Annotated in this window: 17 protein-coding genes; 15 read left to right on the forward strand and 2 right to left on the reverse strand. The window is 42.0% G+C overall.

Going from position 1 to position 19,349, the window contains the following annotated elements; genetic code table 11:
- The 4 genes from hemH (at position 1) to nhaC (ending at position 4,431) form a co-directional block, all read left to right on the forward strand.
- The gene (gene hemH, locus R3D86_05750) at positions 1-972 is read left to right on the forward strand and encodes a ferrochelatase (GenBank protein ID MEZ5757703.1); all 972 of its coding nucleotides are present in this window, start codon (positions 1-3) and stop codon (positions 970-972) included.
- Positions 973-989: 17 nt separating this feature from the next.
- A complete protein-coding gene (gene hemJ / locus R3D86_05755) occupies positions 990-1,451 on the forward strand; it encodes a protoporphyrinogen oxidase HemJ (GenBank protein MEZ5757704.1) in 462 nt (153 codons plus the stop codon).
- A gap of 151 nt (positions 1,452-1,602) precedes the next feature.
- A complete protein-coding gene (rho, locus tag R3D86_05760; GenBank protein MEZ5757705.1) occupies positions 1,603-2,859 on the forward strand; it encodes a transcription termination factor Rho in 1,257 nt (418 codons plus the stop codon).
- Between the two features lie 108 nt (positions 2,860-2,967).
- Complete coding sequence (gene nhaC, locus R3D86_05765) at positions 2,968-4,431, forward strand: Na+/H+ antiporter NhaC (protein ID MEZ5757706.1); 1,464 nt, start codon at positions 2,968-2,970, stop codon at positions 4,429-4,431.
- A 6-nt stretch (positions 4,432-4,437) separates the two neighbouring features.
- Here nhaC and R3D86_05770 read toward each other — a convergent pair whose 3' ends face one another.
- Positions 4,438-4,905, reverse strand: a complete 468-nt coding sequence (locus R3D86_05770; GenBank protein MEZ5757707.1) for a methylated-DNA--[protein]-cysteine S-methyltransferase — start codon at positions 4,903-4,905, stop codon at positions 4,438-4,440.
- A 289-nt stretch (positions 4,906-5,194) separates the two neighbouring features.
- Here R3D86_05770 and mnmE point away from each other — a divergent pair, with 289 nt between their 5' ends.
- From mnmE to R3D86_05825, 11 genes are all read left to right on the forward strand, one after another.
- Entirely contained in the window at positions 5,195-6,535 is a 1,341-nt protein-coding gene (mnmE, locus tag R3D86_05775) for a tRNA uridine-5-carboxymethylaminomethyl(34) synthesis GTPase MnmE (GenBank protein ID MEZ5757708.1), read from the forward strand.
- A gap of 125 nt (positions 6,536-6,660) precedes the next feature.
- Entirely contained in the window at positions 6,661-8,547 is a 1,887-nt protein-coding gene (gene mnmG, locus R3D86_05780) for a tRNA uridine-5-carboxymethylaminomethyl(34) synthesis enzyme MnmG (GenBank protein MEZ5757709.1), read from the forward strand.
- Positions 8,547-9,170 (forward strand): 16S rRNA (guanine(527)-N(7))-methyltransferase RsmG, encoded by a 624-nt coding sequence (gene rsmG / locus R3D86_05785; GenBank protein ID MEZ5757710.1) that lies wholly within the window; start codon positions 8,547-8,549, stop codon positions 9,168-9,170. The genes mnmG and rsmG overlap by 1 nt, the downstream gene beginning before the upstream one ends.
- Positions 9,171-9,206: 36 nt before the next feature.
- On the forward strand, positions 9,207-10,022 hold the full coding sequence (locus R3D86_05790; GenBank protein ID MEZ5757711.1) for a ParA family protein: 816 nt from the start codon (positions 9,207-9,209) through the stop codon (positions 10,020-10,022).
- 32 nt (positions 10,023-10,054) lie between these two features.
- Complete coding sequence (locus R3D86_05795; GenBank protein MEZ5757712.1) at positions 10,055-11,011, forward strand: ParB/RepB/Spo0J family partition protein; 957 nt, start codon at positions 10,055-10,057, stop codon at positions 11,009-11,011.
- Between the two features lie 104 nt (positions 11,012-11,115).
- A complete protein-coding gene (locus R3D86_05800; GenBank protein ID MEZ5757713.1) occupies positions 11,116-11,589 on the forward strand; it encodes an SUF system Fe-S cluster assembly regulator in 474 nt (157 codons plus the stop codon).
- 9 nt (positions 11,590-11,598) lie between these two features.
- Positions 11,599-13,053 carry a Fe-S cluster assembly protein SufB gene (gene sufB, locus R3D86_05805; GenBank protein ID MEZ5757714.1) on the forward strand — a complete coding sequence of 485 codons (1,455 nt, stop codon included), beginning with the start codon at positions 11,599-11,601 and terminating at the stop codon, positions 13,051-13,053.
- A 24-nt stretch (positions 13,054-13,077) separates the two neighbouring features.
- Positions 13,078-13,833 (forward strand): Fe-S cluster assembly ATPase SufC, encoded by a 756-nt coding sequence (gene sufC, locus R3D86_05810; protein MEZ5757715.1) that lies wholly within the window; start codon positions 13,078-13,080, stop codon positions 13,831-13,833.
- A gap of 11 nt (positions 13,834-13,844) precedes the next feature.
- On the forward strand, positions 13,845-15,158 hold the full coding sequence (gene sufD, locus R3D86_05815) for a Fe-S cluster assembly protein SufD (GenBank protein MEZ5757716.1): 1,314 nt from the start codon (positions 13,845-13,847) through the stop codon (positions 15,156-15,158).
- A 6-nt stretch (positions 15,159-15,164) separates the two neighbouring features.
- Positions 15,165-16,400 carry a cysteine desulfurase gene (locus R3D86_05820; protein ID MEZ5757717.1) on the forward strand — a complete coding sequence of 412 codons (1,236 nt, stop codon included), beginning with the start codon at positions 15,165-15,167 and terminating at the stop codon, positions 16,398-16,400.
- 14 nt (positions 16,401-16,414) lie between these two features.
- Positions 16,415-16,828 carry an SUF system Fe-S cluster assembly protein gene (locus tag R3D86_05825; GenBank protein ID MEZ5757718.1) on the forward strand — a complete coding sequence of 138 codons (414 nt, stop codon included), beginning with the start codon at positions 16,415-16,417 and terminating at the stop codon, positions 16,826-16,828.
- On the opposite strand, the gene R3D86_05830 is transcribed toward R3D86_05825, so the two are convergent.
- On the reverse strand, positions 16,829-19,330 hold the full coding sequence (locus tag R3D86_05830; GenBank protein MEZ5757719.1) for a patatin-like protein: 2,502 nt from the start codon (positions 19,328-19,330) through the stop codon (positions 16,829-16,831).
- Between the last annotated feature and the right edge of the window lie 19 nt (positions 19,331-19,349).

A 19,349-nucleotide genomic window follows, 5' to 3' on the forward strand; every position in this document is an offset into this window, starting at 1 on the left:
ATGCGTAAAAAAACAGCGATTATCATGTTTAACCTTGGTGGGCCAGACAGTCTTGAGGCTGTAAAACCATTTTTATTTAATCTTTTTTATGATCCTGCCATTATAACGGTGCCAAATCCGTTTCGCTGGATTATTGCAAAAATAATTTCTTCCCGTCGTACGCCAATTGCCCAGGATATTTATCGGCAAATCGGCAATAAATCACCAATTCTGGAAGAAACAGAAAAGCAACGTTTTGCCCTTGAAAATAAATTGAATGAAAATCCGGATAATAATTCTGAATATAAATGTTTTATTTTTATGCGCTACTGGCATCCTTTTGCCAGAGAAACAGCGATAGAGGTAAAGGCATATGATCCGGATCAGATAATATTATTGCCGCTTTATCCGCAATATAGTGTCACAACAACGGGGACAGGACTGATTGAATGGAACAAGTCTGCTAAAATTGCAGGTCTTAATGTTCCCTATAGCGTTGTTAAAGATTATCCAGACCATGATTTTTTCATAAAAGCCATGGCAGATCTGATAAGATCGAATTTGGTCGATATTAAGGATAAGTCTGAATACAGGTTGCTTCTTTCAGCGCATGGGCTGCCCAAAAAAACAATTGAAGCGGGAGACCCGTATCAGAGCCAGGTCGAAATTACGGGGGCTGCCTTAATGGAAGAACTGAAAAATGAAAAGCTTGATCATATAATCTGCTATCAGAGTAGGGTTGGGCCATTGGAGTGGATCGGTCCTTCCACGGAAGATGAGATTGAAAGGGCAGCGCTAGATAAAAAAAATATTATCATGGTTCCAATTGCCTTTGTCTCAGAACATTCAGAAACGCTCGTAGAGCTGGATATTGAATATAAAGAGCTGGCAGAGGAGGTTGGTGTTAAAGATTATATACGTATTGATACGGTTTCTGATAATCCGACATTTATTGACGGACTTTCAAAGCTAGTTCAAAAGCATATGAAATAGGGGTTTTGGGATACTAAATGTTTGAAAATATAGTGGATTTTCTGAGAGATGCATATTACTGGCTGTTAGCATTTCATATTATTTCGGTTATAAGCTGGATGGCGGGGATGTTTTATCTGCCGAGACTTTTCGTTTATCATACACGGTTAGAAGTGGGCAGTCCTGCATCGGAAATGTTTAAGGAAATGGAACGCAAACTAATGCGGATCATTATTAATCCGGCTATGACGGCAACCTGGATTTTCGGACTGGCTCTTTCCATAGGTCAGGATAGCTGGCACGCTGGAGGCTGGTTTTATATAAAATTTGCGGCAGTGGTGCTTATGAGCGGCTTTCATGGTTATTTATCAAAGTGGCGAAAAGCGTTTGAGAGGGACGAAAATATTCATCCTGAAAAATATTTTCGAATGATGAATGAAGTGCCCACTTTATTGATGATAATAATAGTTTTTATGGTTTTTATCAGACCATTTCAGTAATTTTAAAAATCCTCTTTGCTAATTTTGGAAAATGTCGTATTATGAGAGCTTCAGTTGTATCGTCTGATGCGACATCTTCTATTTTTATATCAACTTATTGACCTTCTATAAAAAATACTCCTAATTTTTTCAAACTGTTTGGATATCTATAATGAATTTATTGGACCTTAAAAAGAAAGCCCCGGGCGAACTTTTGGATTTGGCCGAAGAAAATAATGTCGAAAATGCCAGCAATATGCGCAAGCAGGACATGATGTTTGCAATTTTAAAGGCACTGGCTGCAAGAAATGAAGAAATAACTGGTGGTGGTGTCGTTGAAGTGCTGCAGGATGGTTTTGGCTTTTTAAGGTCTCCTGAATCAAATTATCTTCCTGGCCCAGATGATATTTATGTCAGCCCGAGCCAGATTAAAAGATTTGGATTAAGAACAGGGGATACGGTTGAAGGACATATTCGTGCGCCGAAAGACGGCGAACGTTATTTCGCCCTTTTAAAGGTCTCACAGGTAAATCATAAAGATACCGAAGCTGGAAAACATAAAGTACATTTTGACAGTCTGACCCCTCTCCATCCTGACCGGAAATTCAAGCTGGATAGGGATGATCCGACTTTAAAGGATAAATCAACACGGGTTATTGATCTTGTCGCCCCAATCGGCTTTGGTCAGCGAGCCGTTATTGTGGCCCCACCCCGAACCGGTAAAACGGTGCTGATGCAAAATATTGCCCATGCCATTAAAGAAAACCATCCTGATGTATTTTTGATTGTGCTTCTTATTGATGAGAGACCGGAAGAGGTCACGGACATGAGACGGTCGGTTAAAGGTGAAGTGGTAAGTTCAACATTTGATGAGCCGGCAAGCCGCCACGTACAAGTTGCTGAAATGGTAATAGAAAAAGCAAAAAGACTTGTAGAAAATAAATATGATGTTGTTATTCTTCTGGATAGTATTACACGTTTGGCGCGTGCTTATAACACTGTTATTCCTAGCTCAGGTAAAGTTCTTACCGGTGGTGTTGATGCCAATGCCCTTCAAAGACCGAAACGATTTTTTGGGGCAGCCCGTAATATTGAAGAGGGTGGTTCACTGACAATTATTGCAACAGCCCTTATTGATACCGGGAGCCGTATGGATGAGGTTATCTTTGAAGAATTTAAGGGCACTGGTAACTCTGAAATTGTGCTTGATCGTAAGGTCAGTGATAAAAGGATTTTTCCGGCTATTGATATTACGAAGTCGGGAACCAGGAAAGAAGAGCTTCTGCTTGATCCGGGTACATTGGCAAAAATGTACGTTTTACGCCGGATATTGATGCCAATGGGATCTGTTGATGCGATAGAATTCCTGATCAATAAGCTAAAAGATACCAAGGATAATGAAGAGTTTTATAATTCAATGAATAATTAAAATACACTTGATTTCAAAAGGCCCGAAAGATCGGGCCTTTTTTTTATTGGTGGAATTTTTTATTTTTCTCTGCTTTAATCATAAAAAAAGTAATTGGGATGATTTTATATGTCAGAAAGTATCGAACGCGAACCAAGTTTTATTGATGCCCTTATTCCGGTCATTGCACTGGTCAGTATGCTGAGCATGTCCGTTTATTTGTACGGGGATGAGTCGTCAAGTGGTGCCAATCAGATAGCCCTTATCATGGCGGGCTGTGTCGCCCTTATCATTGGTGTAAAGAACGGCCATATCTGGCGTGATGTTGAAAAGGCCATTGCCCATGGAATTTCGAATACATTTGGTGCCATTCTTATACTTATGGCTGTAGGCATGCTGATCGGGTCATGGATATTGGCTGGGACGGTTCCGGCCATGATTTATTACGGACTTCAGATAATTAATCCCAATATATTTTATTTTACCGCCTGTATATTAAGCTCAATTGCAGCCATCAGTATTGGCAGCAGCTGGACTGTGGCAAGTACTATTGGTATTGGTCTGATGGGAATTGCTTCCGGACTTGGATTGGAGCCTGAAATAACGGCCGGGGCGATCATATCGGGAGCTTATTTTGGTGATAAAATGTCACCCCTTTCGGATACAACAAATCTTGCCCCGGCTGTTGCGGGAACCGATCTATTTACGCATATCAGGCATATGGTCTGGACAACATTCCCTTCAATTACGATTGCCATTACTCTTTATTTAATTATCGGTTTTACCAGTGATATCAATTCAGATACTGTTGATTTAAGTGGTCAGCTTGATCTGATCAGAAGTAATTTTACGATAGGGGTATATCTATTATTTCCGCTTGTTGTCGTGTTTGCGCTTGCGGTTAAAAAGAACCCTGCTTTCCCAACTTTGGTGATTGGTACTCTTACAGGCGTTATAATGGCGCTTATTTTTCAGCAGGATGTGATTGATCGGTTTGCTGGTGCCAATGGTCATAGTGAAATTGTGGTTTTGCTTGATGGTGTATGGCGTTCATTATTTGCAGGATATACAGCAAATACCGGTAATACGGCTATGGACGAGCTTCTGACACAGGGGGGAATGGCCGGAATGCTGGATACAATCTGGCTTATTATGTGTGCGATTACCTTTGGATCAATAATGGAAAAATTCGGTCTTTTAAAAAGGCTTGTAATCGGTCTTGTCAGTATGGCCCATTCGACCGGTTCATTGATTTTGGTTACTGCTTTGACGTGCATTGGTACAAATATTCTTGCTGGGGACCAGTATATTTCTATTGTGCTTCCAGGCCGCATGTATCGGCTTGAATTCAAAAGAAGGGGACTGGCCGCTAAAAACCTGTCCCGTGCACTCGAGGATACGGGAACCGTCACTTCGGTGCTGGTGCCATGGAATACCTGTGGTGCATTTTTCTCCAGTACGCTGGGCATAGCAACATTTGCATATCTTCCCTATTGCTTCTTTAATCTGACCAGTCCTGTGGTGTCGGTATTATATGGAATGTATAATATAAAAATAGCACCGATTGATCCTGAAGAAGTTTTAGCGGAATAGTCAAATTCAAAAAGGCAGTGTCAGATTATCTGTCGCTTCTTCGAGTTCAAGAAGGTAGCGTTTGGTTTCAACACCTTCACCGCCCGAAAAACCGGTCAGTTTTCCATTCTGGCCAACCACTCTGTGGCAGGGAATAATTATGGGAATAGGATTGCGGCCACAGGCCATGCCAACTGCGCGTGCATGGGAATTTAACCTATTGGATATTTCACCATAAGTCAAAATTGTTCCGTAAGGAATTTCACACATAATTTTCCAGACGTTTTTCTGAAATTCAGTTCCGTGTGGATTTAACGGTAAATCGAATTTTGGATTCTCACCGTCAAAATATTGTTCGAGCAAATTTTTTGCTTTTGATAAAATTTCGTTTTCCTGCTGGAAAGGGGACCAGCCCCAGTCAAGAGAAACTATTTTCCCGTCTTCTTCACTGATGGTCAGATCGCCGACGGGGCTATGAACTGAAAGTTGTGACATTAAATATTCATCATCCTATGATAGAAAAATAAGCCTTTAAATTATTTCTTCTTTTGTCCTGTGGATAACTAAAATATTACAATAAAATCAGTATGTTATAAAAAGACGACTTTTAAAAAACAATATTTTTTGGACGTTACAGCGATCAACAGTAATCAGATATCGTACAAGGAGACCTTCTTCGCGATTGCAGAGCGCTGCTTTTTTGTTGGTGTTATCCACTTCATTAAGTTATAGCATAGTGAAATATCAAAGACTAATTTTTTGAAAAATCAGGTGATAAATTCACATGACAATTTTTGCATTATCAAGTGGCAAGGGGCGCGCGGGTGTCAGCGTAATTCGTCTGTCAGGTCCACTGACAGAAAAAGCAATTTTGTTACTAACAAAAAAACAAAAATGCCCCGAAGTAAGAAAAGCCACGTTGACCTGGCTTTATGATCCAACGACAGGGGACCGTCTGGATCAGGGTATCCTGATTTTTTTTCAGGGTCCCAACAGTTTTACAGGCGAGGATGTTGCCGAATTTCATATTCATGGGGGATATGCAGTCACGGCTGGGTTCCTGGAAGCACTTTCGAAAATTGATGGACTAAGAAGTGCGGAAGCAGGCGAATTTACGCGTCGTGCATTTGATAATGGCAAAATGGATTTGACGTCTGCGGAAGGATTGGCAGACCTTATTAATGCAGAAACCAGCGGGCAAAGAAAACAGGCGCTCAGGCAGATGGAAGGGGAGCTTGCCAAACTTTATGAAAGATGGCGAAGGGAATTGATTACGGCAATGGCTTATTTGGAAGCCGATATTGATTTTGCAGATGAAGAAATTCCCGATGATGTCAGCGCCAGAGTAAAGCCGGTAATTGAAGAATTGTATAAAGAAATTGAGAAACATCTGTCTGATGGGCATCGCGGCGAAAGACTTCGACATGGACTTCAGGTCGTTATTTTGGGTGCGCCAAATGCGGGAAAATCATCTCTGATGAATTATTTATCAAAGAGGGATGTTGCCATAGTTTCAGATATTGCCGGTACAACACGGGATTTGCTTGAAGTGCATCTTGATATATCGGGGTTCCCGGTCAGTGTTATCGATACGGCAGGCATACGTCTTAGTGATAATGAAATAGAATCGGAGGGGATCCGTCGGGCGGAAATAAAGGCGGCGGATGCGGATTTGAAAATTGTTGTCATAGATGGAACAGAGGGTCGTAATCCTAACGATCAAATGCTAAAACATATTGATGAAAACACCATGATCTTGATGAATAAAGTGGATCTTATGGATGAAAAAACACCTTCATACCATGATTTTGGTGGGATAGGAAGTTGGTCGGTTTCAGCAAAAACCCGTGAAGGGCTTGATGCATTTATGATGGTCTTTGAAAGGGAAGTGGGCAAACGAATGGAACTTACCGATACGCCGTCCCTGACCAGAACCAGGCATAGAGCCAATCTGCAATCGGCCTTAAACCATATGAAACGGTATCTTGACGCGGATCATTTTGCCCTTGAGTTGTTAAGTGAAGACCTTCGTATGGCGGCGCGTGATATTGGCAAAATTACCGGTTATGTGGATGTTGAAGATATTCTGGATAAGATTTTCAAAGAATTTTGCGTCGGAAAATAGGGTCTGATGTTTCACGTGAAACATATTGAGCTAAAAAATCATCAAATATACCAATCTTGTTTTGACAATGATCAGGCTTGACCGTAGAGTCCGGCGTAATTTTAATGATCAATTTGGCATTTTTTATGAAAAATTATGATGTGATTGTGATTGGGGGCGGACATGCCGGCTGCGAAGCAGCGGCGGCTTCAGCGCGTCTTGGGGCAAATACATTATTAATCACCCATAAAATAGAAACGATTGGTGAAATGTCCTGTAATCCGGCCATTGGCGGACTGGGAAAAGGGCATTTGGTCAGGGAAATTGATGCGCTTGACGGTGTGATGGGGAAAGTGGCGGATGCTTCCGGTATCCAATTTCGTATGTTAAACCGAAGAAAAGGACCGGCTGTAAGAGGGCCAAGATGCCAGTCAGACCGCAAATTATACCGTGAAAATATGCAGGAAATGCTGCTTAATTATCCGAATCTGGATATAAAAGCGGCGGCAGTAGAAGATTTGTTATTTGAAGAAATAAATAATCGCGGTATTTGTGGCGTGGTTACGGCCAATGATGAAGTGATTAAATGTAAAAAAGTAATCCTGACAACAGGAACTTTCTTAAGAGGGGTCATTCATATTGGGGACCAAAGAATACCAGCAGGCCGAAAATCCATTCGGAGCGAAAATGAACCACCATCACTGGGTTTGTCAAAAACGCTGGAACGATTTGGTTTTACCTTGGCACGTCTTAAAACAGGAACGCCGGCAAGATTAAATGCGAAAACAATTGACTGGTCAAAATGTACGGTTCAGCCAGGCGACACACCGCCCGTTCCTTTTTCATTTATGAATACTACTATATCTGTGCCACAAATAGAGTGCCATATTACCCATACCAATGAAAATACTCATAAAATTATTCGTGAAAATATTCATCGTTCGGCGATGTATGGCGGACATATTGAAGGCACCGGTCCCCGTTATTGCCCATCTATTGAAGATAAAGTGGTCAGATTTGCGGATAAATCGTCACATCAGATTTTTCTTGAACCAGAAGGGCTTGATACAGACACCATATATCCCAATGGCATTTCGACCTCTTTGCCGGTTGATGTACAGGAAGCCTATATCAGGTCAATTGTTGGTCTGGAAAATGTGGAAATTCTTCAACCAGGCTATGCCATTGAATATGATTATGTAAATCCGCAGGAATTATTGGCAACCCTCGAAACGAAAAAGATTTCAGGACTTTATCTGGCAGGCCAAATTAATGGAACAACTGGCTATGAGGAAGCCGCCGCTCAGGGACTAATGGCCGGCATCAATGCGGCACGTGCTGTTGCCGGGGACGATATATTCCTTCTTGATCGGGCAGATGCCTATATCGGGGTGATGATTGACGATCTGGTCACCAAAGGAACCAAAGAACCATACAGGATGTTTACGTCCCGCGCGGAATACAGACTTAAACTTCGTGCCGATAATGCAGACCAGCGACTTACCGGGCTTGGGATTGATATTGGACTGGTTGGGGCAGAAAGAAAAATTGCCTTTCAGGAAAAACTGGAAAAGCTTCAATATTATGGCGATTTGATGGATAATCTAAGCTTAAGTCCCAATGAAGCGGCCAAATATGGGCTAAAAATAAATCAGGACGGCGTTAAAAGGTCAGCAAAAACCCTGCTTTCCTATCCGGATATTGAGTTTGATCAAATCGGTGCCATATGGCCGGAATTAAAGGATATTCCATATCATATCACAGAACAATTGATCATTGATGCGACCTATAGCGGTTATATTGACCGGCAGGAAGCGGACATCATTGCTTTCAGAAAGGATGAAAATCTGCTTTTACCATCAAATCTTGATTATGGGTCAATTGGCGGACTGTCCAATGAAGTAAAAGAAAAGCTTGATAAAGCAAAGCCGGCAACACTGGGGGCTGCCGCACGAATATCCGGCATTACTCCAGCAGCCCTTACGGCGCTGCTTCGATATGTGAAGCGTAAAGACAAAAAGGTTTCTGCCTGATGAGCGGAGAAATGACGGCAGATGAATTTCAAAGTCTGACGTGTGTTTCACGTGAAACAATGGATAAGTTTATTTGTTATTCTGAAATGCTTTCCAAATGGCAGAAATCTATCAATTTGGTCAGCAATTCAACAATTTCCGATATGTGGCGGCGCCATTTTTATGATAGCGCACAACTTTTTTCATATATTGAAAAGAAAAAAGAGCCTCTTAAAATTCTTGATATTGGCAGTGGTGCCGGGTTTCCTGGAATTATTCTGTCAATTTTAGGAGCAGGTGAGGTGCATTTGGTAGAAAGCGTAGGAAAAAAATGTGCTTTTATGAAACAGGTTATTCAAAAAACGGATATTAATGCTATTGTCCATAATAATAGAATAGAGGATATGGAAGTCTTTCCGGTTGATCTGGTAACATCAAGGGCGTGTGCGGAATTGGGAAAACTATTGCAACTGGCAGCGCCGTTTATTGAATATGATACCAAATGCTTATTTTTAAAGGGTGAAAAAGCCGAAGAGGAAATTTTAGAAGCCTCAAAAAAATGGTGTTTTAGAGTAAAAAAATACAATAGTAAAAGTGAAGAATCAGGTATGATCCTTTACATTGATGAAATAAAGGGATGCTAAGGGCGTCTGTTAAGAAAAAGATGGAGTTTATCCACTATGGTATCGACAAATTTGTCAGCGGCCAGTCGCCAGCCGGAAATAATTGCAGTGGCCAATCAAAAGGGTGGCGTGGGTAAAACCACAACAGCAATTAATCTGGCAACGGCACTGGCGGCAATTAAAAAAGATGTTCTGCTCATTGATATGGATCCACAGGGAAATGCCAGTACCGGATTGGGCCGTGAGCGCAATGATCGGGATGACAGCAGCTATGAAGTAATCATGGGGGAAGTCTCTCTTGCAGAAGCCATTGTTGATACAATTGTGCCGGGACTTCATCTTGTTCCTTCAACAATCGATCTTGCCGGGGCAGAGCTCGAACTTGTTGATGCGGAGCAGCGGACATTCAGATTGCGCCGTGCCTTTCGTGATCCGGTTCTTGAGAATTATGATTATGTGCTTATTGATTGCCCGCCATCCCTTAACCTCTTAACCCTTAATACACTAGCTGCGGCCCATTCGGTATTGGTGCCCCTGCAATGCGAATTTTTTGCATTGGAAGGCTTAAGTCTTTTGCTTCAAACCATCGAAACAGTAAAAGCTAATTTTAACCCAAGCCTCGAAGTGGGGGGGATTATTTTAACGATGTTTGACAGCCGTAATAACCTTTCCGAACAGGTCGCGGCAGATGTCAGAAATTTTCTTGGTGACAAAGTATTTAAAACGATAATCCCAAGAAATGTCAGGGTATCGGAAGCGCCATCACATGGACGGCCTGTATTATTATATGATCTTAAATGTTCCGGTAGCCAGGCTTACTTGGAATTGGCGGCGGAGATGCTCAAGCGGAGCAAAAAAGCGAGAGCGGCATAATTTATCTTTTAATATCAAGGACTTATATATAAATGGCTCAAAAAAAGACTAAAAAAGCAGCGACTAAAAAGACAGCAGCACCACAAAAAGTAATGGCAGCAAAAACAGGCCTTGGTCGCGGCTTATCATCGCTGATGAGCAACCGGGAACCCGCTTATGATAAAATACCAACACCAGCAAGCGAAGATCAAAGTGCCAGACCGGGAAAAGAAATTCCGATTGAATTTTTGGTCGCCAATACCTATCAGCCTAGAATACATTTTGATGATGAAAAGGCGCAGGAGCTAGTTGAATCTGTAAAGTCAAAAGGGATAATTCAGCCCCTTTTGGTCAGACCAAAAGGACGCAACCAGTATGAAATCGTGGCTGGTGAAAGACGCTGGCGTGCGGCTCAGGCTGCCGGTCTTCATCAGGTCCCCGTTGTTATAAAAGAGATGAGTGACAAGGAATCACTTGAAGTTGCGATTATCGAAAATATCCAGCGCCATGACCTTAACCCGATTGAAGAGGCAATTGGTTATCAGCGTCTGATGGATGAATTTTCACATACCCAAAACGCACTTGGAAAAGTGGTCGGCAAAAGCAGAAGTCATATTGCCAATATGCTCAGGTTGCTTTCACTTCCACCCATGGTACAAAATTTGATGAAAGACGGAACCATCAGCATGGGACATGCCCGGGCTTTGATCACGGCAGAAAATCCTGAAGAACTTGCCATGTTGGTTATTCGTGAAGGATTAAGTGTACGTCAGACTGAGAAAATGGCAAAGTCAGCGAAAAATGGTGATGATAAAGGAGCCAAACAGCAAACAACCACCATAAAAGGAAGAGATGCCGATACGGAAGCATTTGAGCATGAACTCTCTGCGGCTATTGGTTTAAAGGTAGAATTGGAATCGGGAAAAGGCGAAGCGGGCGTTTTAAAAATTCATTATAAAACACTCGAACAACTGGATGATATTTGCCTTAAACTTAATAACGATTCTTAATAAGTCTCTTATTTTTCAATTATTTAATAAAAAAGACCAATTCAGTCCTATTTAGGTTGACAATCATCAATTTCGCCACCATGTAATAGGCAAATAGTAATATTTTGTCGAGGCATGTAATGATCAGGCTTTCCAATCTTGCGGATTATGCAGTTGTTCTGATGAGCAATATTGCCGCACGGCCGGACGATATACATACAGCATTTAAATTAAATGCTGATACCAAAGTCCCTTTGCCTACGGTCAGTAAAATACTGGGTAAATTGGCAAAGGCGGATCTGCTCATTTCGCATAGAGGTATAGGTGGCGGATTTATATTAAATTCGGAAAAGTCAGATATTTCAATCGCCGATATTATAGAAGCGGTGGATGGACCAGTACAGTTAACCAACTGTCTAGGAGAACATGAAACGTCATGTGATTTTGAACCGGTTTGTATGACCCGCAGTAAGTGGGACAAAATTAACCGCGCCGTTTATGAAGCACTTGATAGTGTTTCATTATCAGAAATGGTAATCCAGCCACTGGATTTTCTTGCTGTGCAGGAAAAAGACGAAATACTGGAAACTGAAGGATAAGATGTAAAGATGGCCAGTACACTGGAAACAAGAAAAAAAGTTGAAGAAGTTGCCGGAGAGTATAAATACGGCTTCGTAACTGATATTGAAATGGTCAAAGCGCCCAAGGGCCTTAATGAAGATGTCATCCGTTTCATTTCGGCGAAGAAAAAAGAGCCGGAATGGTTGCTGGACTGGCGCCTTAAAGCATATCGTCACTGGCTCACGATGGAAGAGCCGGAATGGGCGTTGCTTGATTATAAAAAGCCGGATTTTCAGGACATTTATTATTATGCTGCCCCTAAATCATCGGATGATCGCCCTAAAAGCTTGGATGAGGTGGACCCTGAGCTTTTAAGAACCTATGAAAAGCTGGGTATTTCACTGCAGGAACAGGAAGTTCTCGCGGGCGTAGCCGTTGATGTGGTTTTTGACAGCGTATCTGTTGCAACGACTTTTCGAAAAACCCTTCAAGAAAAGGGGGTTATATTCTGTTCCATTTCAGAAGCGGCGCAGGAATATCCGGACATTATGAAAAAATATTTAGGCTCGGTGGTTCCGGCCGGGGACAATTTTTATGCCGCGTTAAACAGTGCTGTTTTTACCGATGGTACATTTGTTTATGTACCGAAGGGCGTTCGATGCCCGATGGAGCTTTCCACCTATTTCAGAATTAACGAAGCCAATACTGGTCAGTTTGAGAGAACTTTGATCATTGCCGATGATGAAAGTTATGTCTCTTATCTTGAGGGATGTACAGCACCGATGCGTGATGAAAATCAGCTCCATGCGGCTGTGGTAGAACTGATTGCCCTTGAAGGGTCGGAAATTAAATATTCAACAGTGCAAAACTGGTATCCCGGTGATAAGGACGGAAAGGGCGGCATTTATAATTTTGTCACCAAGCGTGCCGCGTGTCGCGGGAAAAAATCAAAAGTTTCCTGGACACAGGTCGAAACCGGTTCGGCCATCACCTGGAAATACCCAAGCTGTATTTTGCAGGGAGACGATTCAGTCGGCGAATTTTATTCGGTAGCGATTACCAATAATTATCAACAGGCAGATACCGGCACGAAAATGATCCATATCGGGAAAAATACTTCGAGCACTATCATTTCAAAAGGGATTTCAGCGGGTAAGGCACAAAATACTTATCGCGGGCTGGTGAAAGTATTGCCGAATGCTGAAAATACCAGGAACTTTACCCAATGTGACAGTCTGCTGATCGGGGATGAGTGCGGCGCCCATACGGTTCCTTATATTGAAGTTAAAAACCCGACCGCGCAAATTGAGCATGAAGCAACTACGTCAAAAATAAGTGAGGAACAATTATTTTACTGTCTTCAACGTGGGCTTGATGTTGAGGAATCCGTGTCGTTGATTGTGAATGGTTTCTGTAAGGAAGTAATGATGCAGCTACCTATGGAGTTTGCGGTGGAAGCACAAAAATTATTAGGAATTAGTCTGGAAGGTAGTGTTGGCTAAGCCAACCAAATTAAGAAAATGGCAATGTTAGAAATAAAAAATTTACATGTTGAAGTTGATGGCCAGGAAATCCTGAAAGGGATAAATCTGACCATTAATCCAGGTGAAGTACACGCGATTATGGGACCAAACGGTGCCGGAAAATCAACCCTGTCTTATGCAATATGCGGTAAGGAAGGGTATGAAATAACCGACGGATCAATTACTTTTATGGGCAAGGATTTTCTTGAGCTTGAGCCAAATGAAAGAGCGGCAGAGGGTGTCTTCCTCGGGTTTCAATATCCGGTTGAAATCCCGGGTGTCTCCAATATGAATTTTCTTAAAGCCGCGATTAATTCCATTCGCAAATACAGAGGGGAAGCTGACCTTCCGGCCGTAGAATTTTTAAAACTGATCCGCGCAAAGGCGGCCGAACTTGAAGTGGATCCGGAAATGCTGAAACGGTCCGTCAATGTGGGATTTTCTGGGGGTGAGAAAAAGCGCAATGAAATGATCCAGATGGCAATGCTTGATCCGATTTTTTCTGTTCTTGATGAAACGGACAGTGGTCTTGATATTGATGCGCTCAGGATTGTCGCGGATGGGATTAACAGGATGAGAGGACCGGAAAAAGCGATCCTTGTGATAACCCATTACCAAAGGCTGCTTGATTATGTGGTCCCGGATTTCGTTCATGTTCTTGCCGGAGGTAAAATTGTTAAATCAGGTGATAAATCACTGGCTCTGAAACTTGAAAAAGACGGTTATGCCGGCATTGGTATTGACGAGAACGCGGCATAAGGCACAAAAACATGACTGAAAAAAATCATTTTGATGGTTTAAATTATGAAAATGTCTTTGCGGCACAAAAAAATAAGCTGCCGGGAGCCGAACTTTCATGGTTTAATGATATTCGCCAATCGTCAATGGCTAAGTTTGTTGAAGTCGGGCTTCCCGGGCCAAGGGTTGAGGAATGGAAATATACGAACCTAACGCCGTTAAAATCAGAGATTTATGAAACTGCTGATAATGAGACATCAATACCAGCCGATATTTGGGCAGATTTGACAGTGCTGGCAGAAGCCGGTTTAAAAGTTGTTTTCATTAATGGATATTTTAACGAAGCGTATTCAAAAATTGATAGTCAAAGCGGCATAACATTAAAAAGTCTCCCTGATTTTTTTAAGTCGGACCAAAATACGGCGCAGGCTTTGTTATCATCACTTGATAGCCAAAACAGCCTAGAGCATTTAAACACAGCCCTTATGACAGGCGGTTATGTTCTTCAGGTGGAAGAAAATGTCAAGTTGGCTGAGCCAATTGAAATTTTTCATATTGCAACCAGAGACGCTAATGCCAAAGCATTGAGAACTAAGTGTTATATAGAAATGAAATCTGAGGCTTCCGCTTGTGTGATTGAGCATTTTTCCAGCCCCGATGAACTTGATTTCTGGCGCGACAATGTGACCCATGCCCGACTTTTAAATGGATCATCACTTAGCGTTTATACGTTTCAATGTGAAGGTGACGCGGCCATACATATGAACCGGACCTTTGTCGATCTGGAAGAAGACGCAGAATTTAAACATCATTCATTGAATATTGGCGGCAAGATCAGCCGAACCGAAATTAAGCCAACTTTAAATGGATTGATGGCCAAAACCAATCTTCGAGGGGCATTTTTGGGGCGTGATGGAAATTCCCATGATGTCTTTACCCATATGAAACATATGGTACCACAAGGCATAAGTGAGCAGGTGTATCGTGGTGTCCTGGAAAAAGGCGGAAAGTCGGCTTTTCAGGGAAAAGTATATGTTGCCAAGGATGCGCAGCTGACAAATGCGGACCAGTCCAATAAAAACCTGCTGCTTGACCGCGGGGCAGAAGCCAACAGTAAACCGGAGCTGCTTATTTATGCGGATGATGTAAAATGCTCGCATGGTGCGACTGTTGGGGAGCTTGATGAGCAAGCCTTATTCTATCTTGAATCTCGCGGGCTCGACAAAAATGCGGCTAAAGCTCTTCTGGTTGAAGCATTCATTTCGGAGGTTTTTGAAGAAATTGATTTGGAGGCCGTCAAAGACAGATATCTAGATCTGGCTCGAAAATGGTTGAAGAGGGGATAACCAATTATGTCTGCTCCCCGGAATAATTATAATATAGATGAGATCAGAAAAGATTTTCCAATTTTTAATCAGAAAATCTATGGAAAACCACTGACATTTCTTGACAGTGCGGCAAGTGCACAAAAACCGCAGTGCGTAATCGATGCGGTGAATGATTGTTATTCCAATGAATATTCAAATATTCATCGTGGCGGCTATTTTTTATCACAAACCCTTACCGCCAAATATGAGGCGGCTCGCGAAAAAATAGCCGGCCATATCGGGGCAAAGTCGTCTAAGGAAATTATATTTGTCCGTGGGGCGACAGAGGCCATAAATCTGGTTGCTCAGTCCTGGGGACGAAAGTTTCTTATGTCCGGCGATGAAATTATCTTAAGTCAGATGGAGCACCATTCAAATATTGTGCCGTGGCAAATCTTGAGAGACGAAAAAGACCTGACAATTACGGTCAGTCCGATAGATCAGAAAGGAAATTTCCTTCTTGAGGAATTTGAAAAGAAATTGTCTGAAAAAACCAAACTGGTGGCCATAACCCATATTTCAAATGCTCTGGGAACTATTACACCGATCAGACAAATCATTAAGTTGGCTCATAATGTTGGCGCCAAAGTACTTGTTGACGGGTGTCAGGCTCTACCACATAAAAGTGTTGATGTTGTCGACATTGACGCGGATTTTTATGTCTTTTCCGGCCATAAAATATATGGTCCGACCGGGGTTGGTGTGCTTTACGGCAAACAGGCCCTGCTTGACGTCATGCCACCATATCAGGGTGGCGGCGATATGATCCGCAGTGTGACATTTGAGAAGACGACTTTTAATGAACTGCCGCATAAATTTGAAGCGGGAACACCGCATATTGTCGGTGGTATCGGTCTTGCGGTAGCATTGGATTATGTTACCGGTTTGGGCTTTGATAATATTCATCAGCATGAACAGAAGCTGCTTGACTATGCGCTTGAAAAAATTAAAGACGTAGAAGGAATTGAGCTTCGCGGTCGGGCAGATGACTTGGCGGGTATAGTATCCTTCACAATGAAATCGGCTCATCCCCATGATATTGGGACAATATTGGATCAGGATGGTATCGCTATTCGCACGGGCCATCACTGTGCGCAGCCGGTGATGGATTTTATGGATATTCCGGCAACGGCAAGGGCATCATTTGGACTTTATAATACTATTGAAGATGTTGACCGGTTTATTGACGGCCTTCATAAAGTAAACAGAATTTTTGCATAATCGAGGAAGACAACATGAGCTTTTTAGATGGATTTTTAAATCAGCAGCCCAAAGAAGAAGACGGGAAAAAGTCGTCTGAAACAAATTCCGGCAACCGGGGTGAGCCCATAAGTGCTGAGCAAAAAAGGAATTTACAGAATCTGGCGGCCGAAAAACTTCGTGAAATTTATGATCCTGAAATCCCGGTGAATATTTATGAATTGGGTCTAATTTACGATATCGATGTTGATGATTATGCCGATATCGTCATCACCATGACATTGACGTCTCCTCATTGTCCAGTTGCGGAATCCATGCCGGGGGAAGTGGAATATCGTGTTCGTGAAATTGAAGGTGTTGGTGATGTTAAAGTTGCTCTTGTCTGGGAGCCACCATGGGATATGTCAATGATGTCGGAAGCGGCCCGCCTTGAAATGGGCTTTATGTAATTATAGGGCAGAAATCCGCGCTTCAAGTCTTTCAAAAAGCTCCGGTACCGTATTCAGATGCTCTTTTTCGGCTTCTAGGATAGTTTTAAAGGCGCGCTTTTTAAGTTCAGTTAAATTAAACTTATTCGCAACGCCTTCAGCGGTTGCCTGCCTGTAAAGCAGATCAATCAGCCGCTCGGCACCATTCAGTCGGCCCCATAAATAATCATTTTCCCTGTCTTCTCTGCTGAAAAATGCACCAAAGCTTCTCATGGCAGTTCCTTTCAGGGGCATTTCAAGTGGATCAGATTTTAAAACAAGATCATCATTGGGACTGATACGGTTAACCAGAATCTCATCAAATTCCCCGATCGACTTTGATCCCATGATTGAAAAAGTAATAACGTCCCAGAACGCGAAACCAAGATAGCTGGTAATGAGATTATTTTTAAAATCATCGTCCCAGGCTTTATTCAGCTGACCGACAACAAGTTTATCTGTTTTCTTTCGTATATTATCAAGATTAATAGCCTGACATACGGTTTGAAGAATATTATCAACATCCTGATCATGTTTATCCAGATGCTCAAGATTCCGGCTACAGGTCATATCATCAGTGAATGGAAAATCCGTTATTCTCAAAATTGAGTTTCTTATCGTGGAAATTTGTTTTTCATTAAGTTTTTCCAGAGACCCCAAAAGTTTAAGTTCCTCAAGAATTTGATATAATGACATTTTAAAATCATCAAGCTCATTGACTTGGTCCCGATATTCAGAATACTGGCTGTTAAGGTCCTGAATAAGGAACTGGAGTCTTCGTCTTTGATAGTTTACATCGAAATTAATTATAAAGCTGACCCAGGTTGGTAATGTTTCCAGCCCTTTTGGTCTTTTTATAAATGAAGTCGTCCATTGAAACAGTCCGGTTTTCTGAACACTTCCATGTTCTCCAAAAAGTAGACTTTCACCCAAGTTGTCTTTTAATATCCAGCACTGAAACATTGAAAAAATTCGCCGTCTTTCTTTGCTACCTGGTGCAAAGTCACAAATATCACCCAGTCGTTCGGTAATATCGGCAACCGTGCTGCGGATTTTCAGCCTTGCATAAGCCTCATATGAATAACCTGCCTCGGTAACAGCACGGGCACTTGCAAGGTTTCTCCATTCAGCCAACTGTTTTGCAGTAGTTGTTTTTTTTAATTTCTTTGGCGAAACGTCATATACTAATTTCTGGATGCTTGGTTTTACGGACTCAACCACGGATTTAATGGTAATAACTTTCTGGTTATGATTATAGATTTCCTGCAAATCGTCATGCATTGGCTCGTTCATCGGAATATCCGACATGGCTCCTTTAAGGGTATTGAGCATTGCTGGTGGAGCACCGGTTGCCTTCGCTTTAAGTTTCTCGGGATTAGGATCAATATAGATAATCCGGCGACTGACTTCACGAAAGGCGGGCCGGTCATGTATGGCTGAGATTGCCTTATCGAAAGGTTTATTATTAAGAATGCTTCCATCAATAAAGGATGTCAGTTCAGGATTAACGCCAGCACGTGCATATTCTTTGAAATTATTTTTTATAAAGTCGTCCTTATTTTCCCAGGGTAGATCAAGTTTTTTAAAAAATCTTTCAGTTTCCCTCAATTGAGCTGGTGGAAAAGCCCCCGGAAAACAGGACGTTGCCCGTGCGGCAAAACTAAGGGACGGCAAATCATGATCATCAAAATCACTTTCAATGAAGGCATCCTGATCAGCCGTGGCTTTCTTGAAATAACTGAATTTCAACGTATGCCGATGTTCAAGTTCGGTAATAACAGGTGGATCATTTAGAAGGATTGGTCTTTTATAACCGTAAAAATCCGTCAGTGTGACAAAAAGCTCCAGTTTATGGCCGCGGGGAAGCAAGGAATGATAATTTACTCTACCCATTGCCTTAAGACCGTTATAAACAAGCTTTAGCAAATGTTCCCCGTCAAAAGGTGGTTTTAGATCCCAGATATTAAGGAGTGCGGGTAATTTTTCTTTTACTTTCGAACTTAAATTCCCTTTCCCCAGAAATTTACCGCTTAATATATTAATAAGCGGAATGGTGATGAGTTTATCTAGTTTGCTCGCCCGTTTCTTTTCACCTTTTAAGTTGTCAACATCTGCCTCAATAAGCCAGTGATACCGCAAATGATCAAAATTTAAATCATGGGCAATTGCTCGGCTAAGAAAAACACTGTTCATTCCTCCGGCGGAGGCGCCGGCAATAGTGTCGATAATAACCCTGAGATCAAGCTCAGGCGCAAAACTCTTCAATATATCAAAATAGACAAGTTCGGTATCAGGGATATCGGTTACATTCTTATTGGGGTAAATATATTTATTTCTTGTAATATCGTTCGGATCGGCACTGACATGTATTGCTTTTGAGGCGCGAGCGAGTTTTAGAATTTCCTTACTGACACCATGAATATAAATTGCCAGCGATACGCCGCCAAAACAAACCAGTGCCAGTCTAAGTTCCTTTTCTTTCATCTGATTTTCTTATCCACCT

This window comes from Emcibacteraceae bacterium, assembly GCA_041396985.1.
In the GTDB taxonomy this organism is placed as follows: domain Bacteria; phylum Pseudomonadota; class Alphaproteobacteria; order Sphingomonadales; family Emcibacteraceae; genus Pseudemcibacter.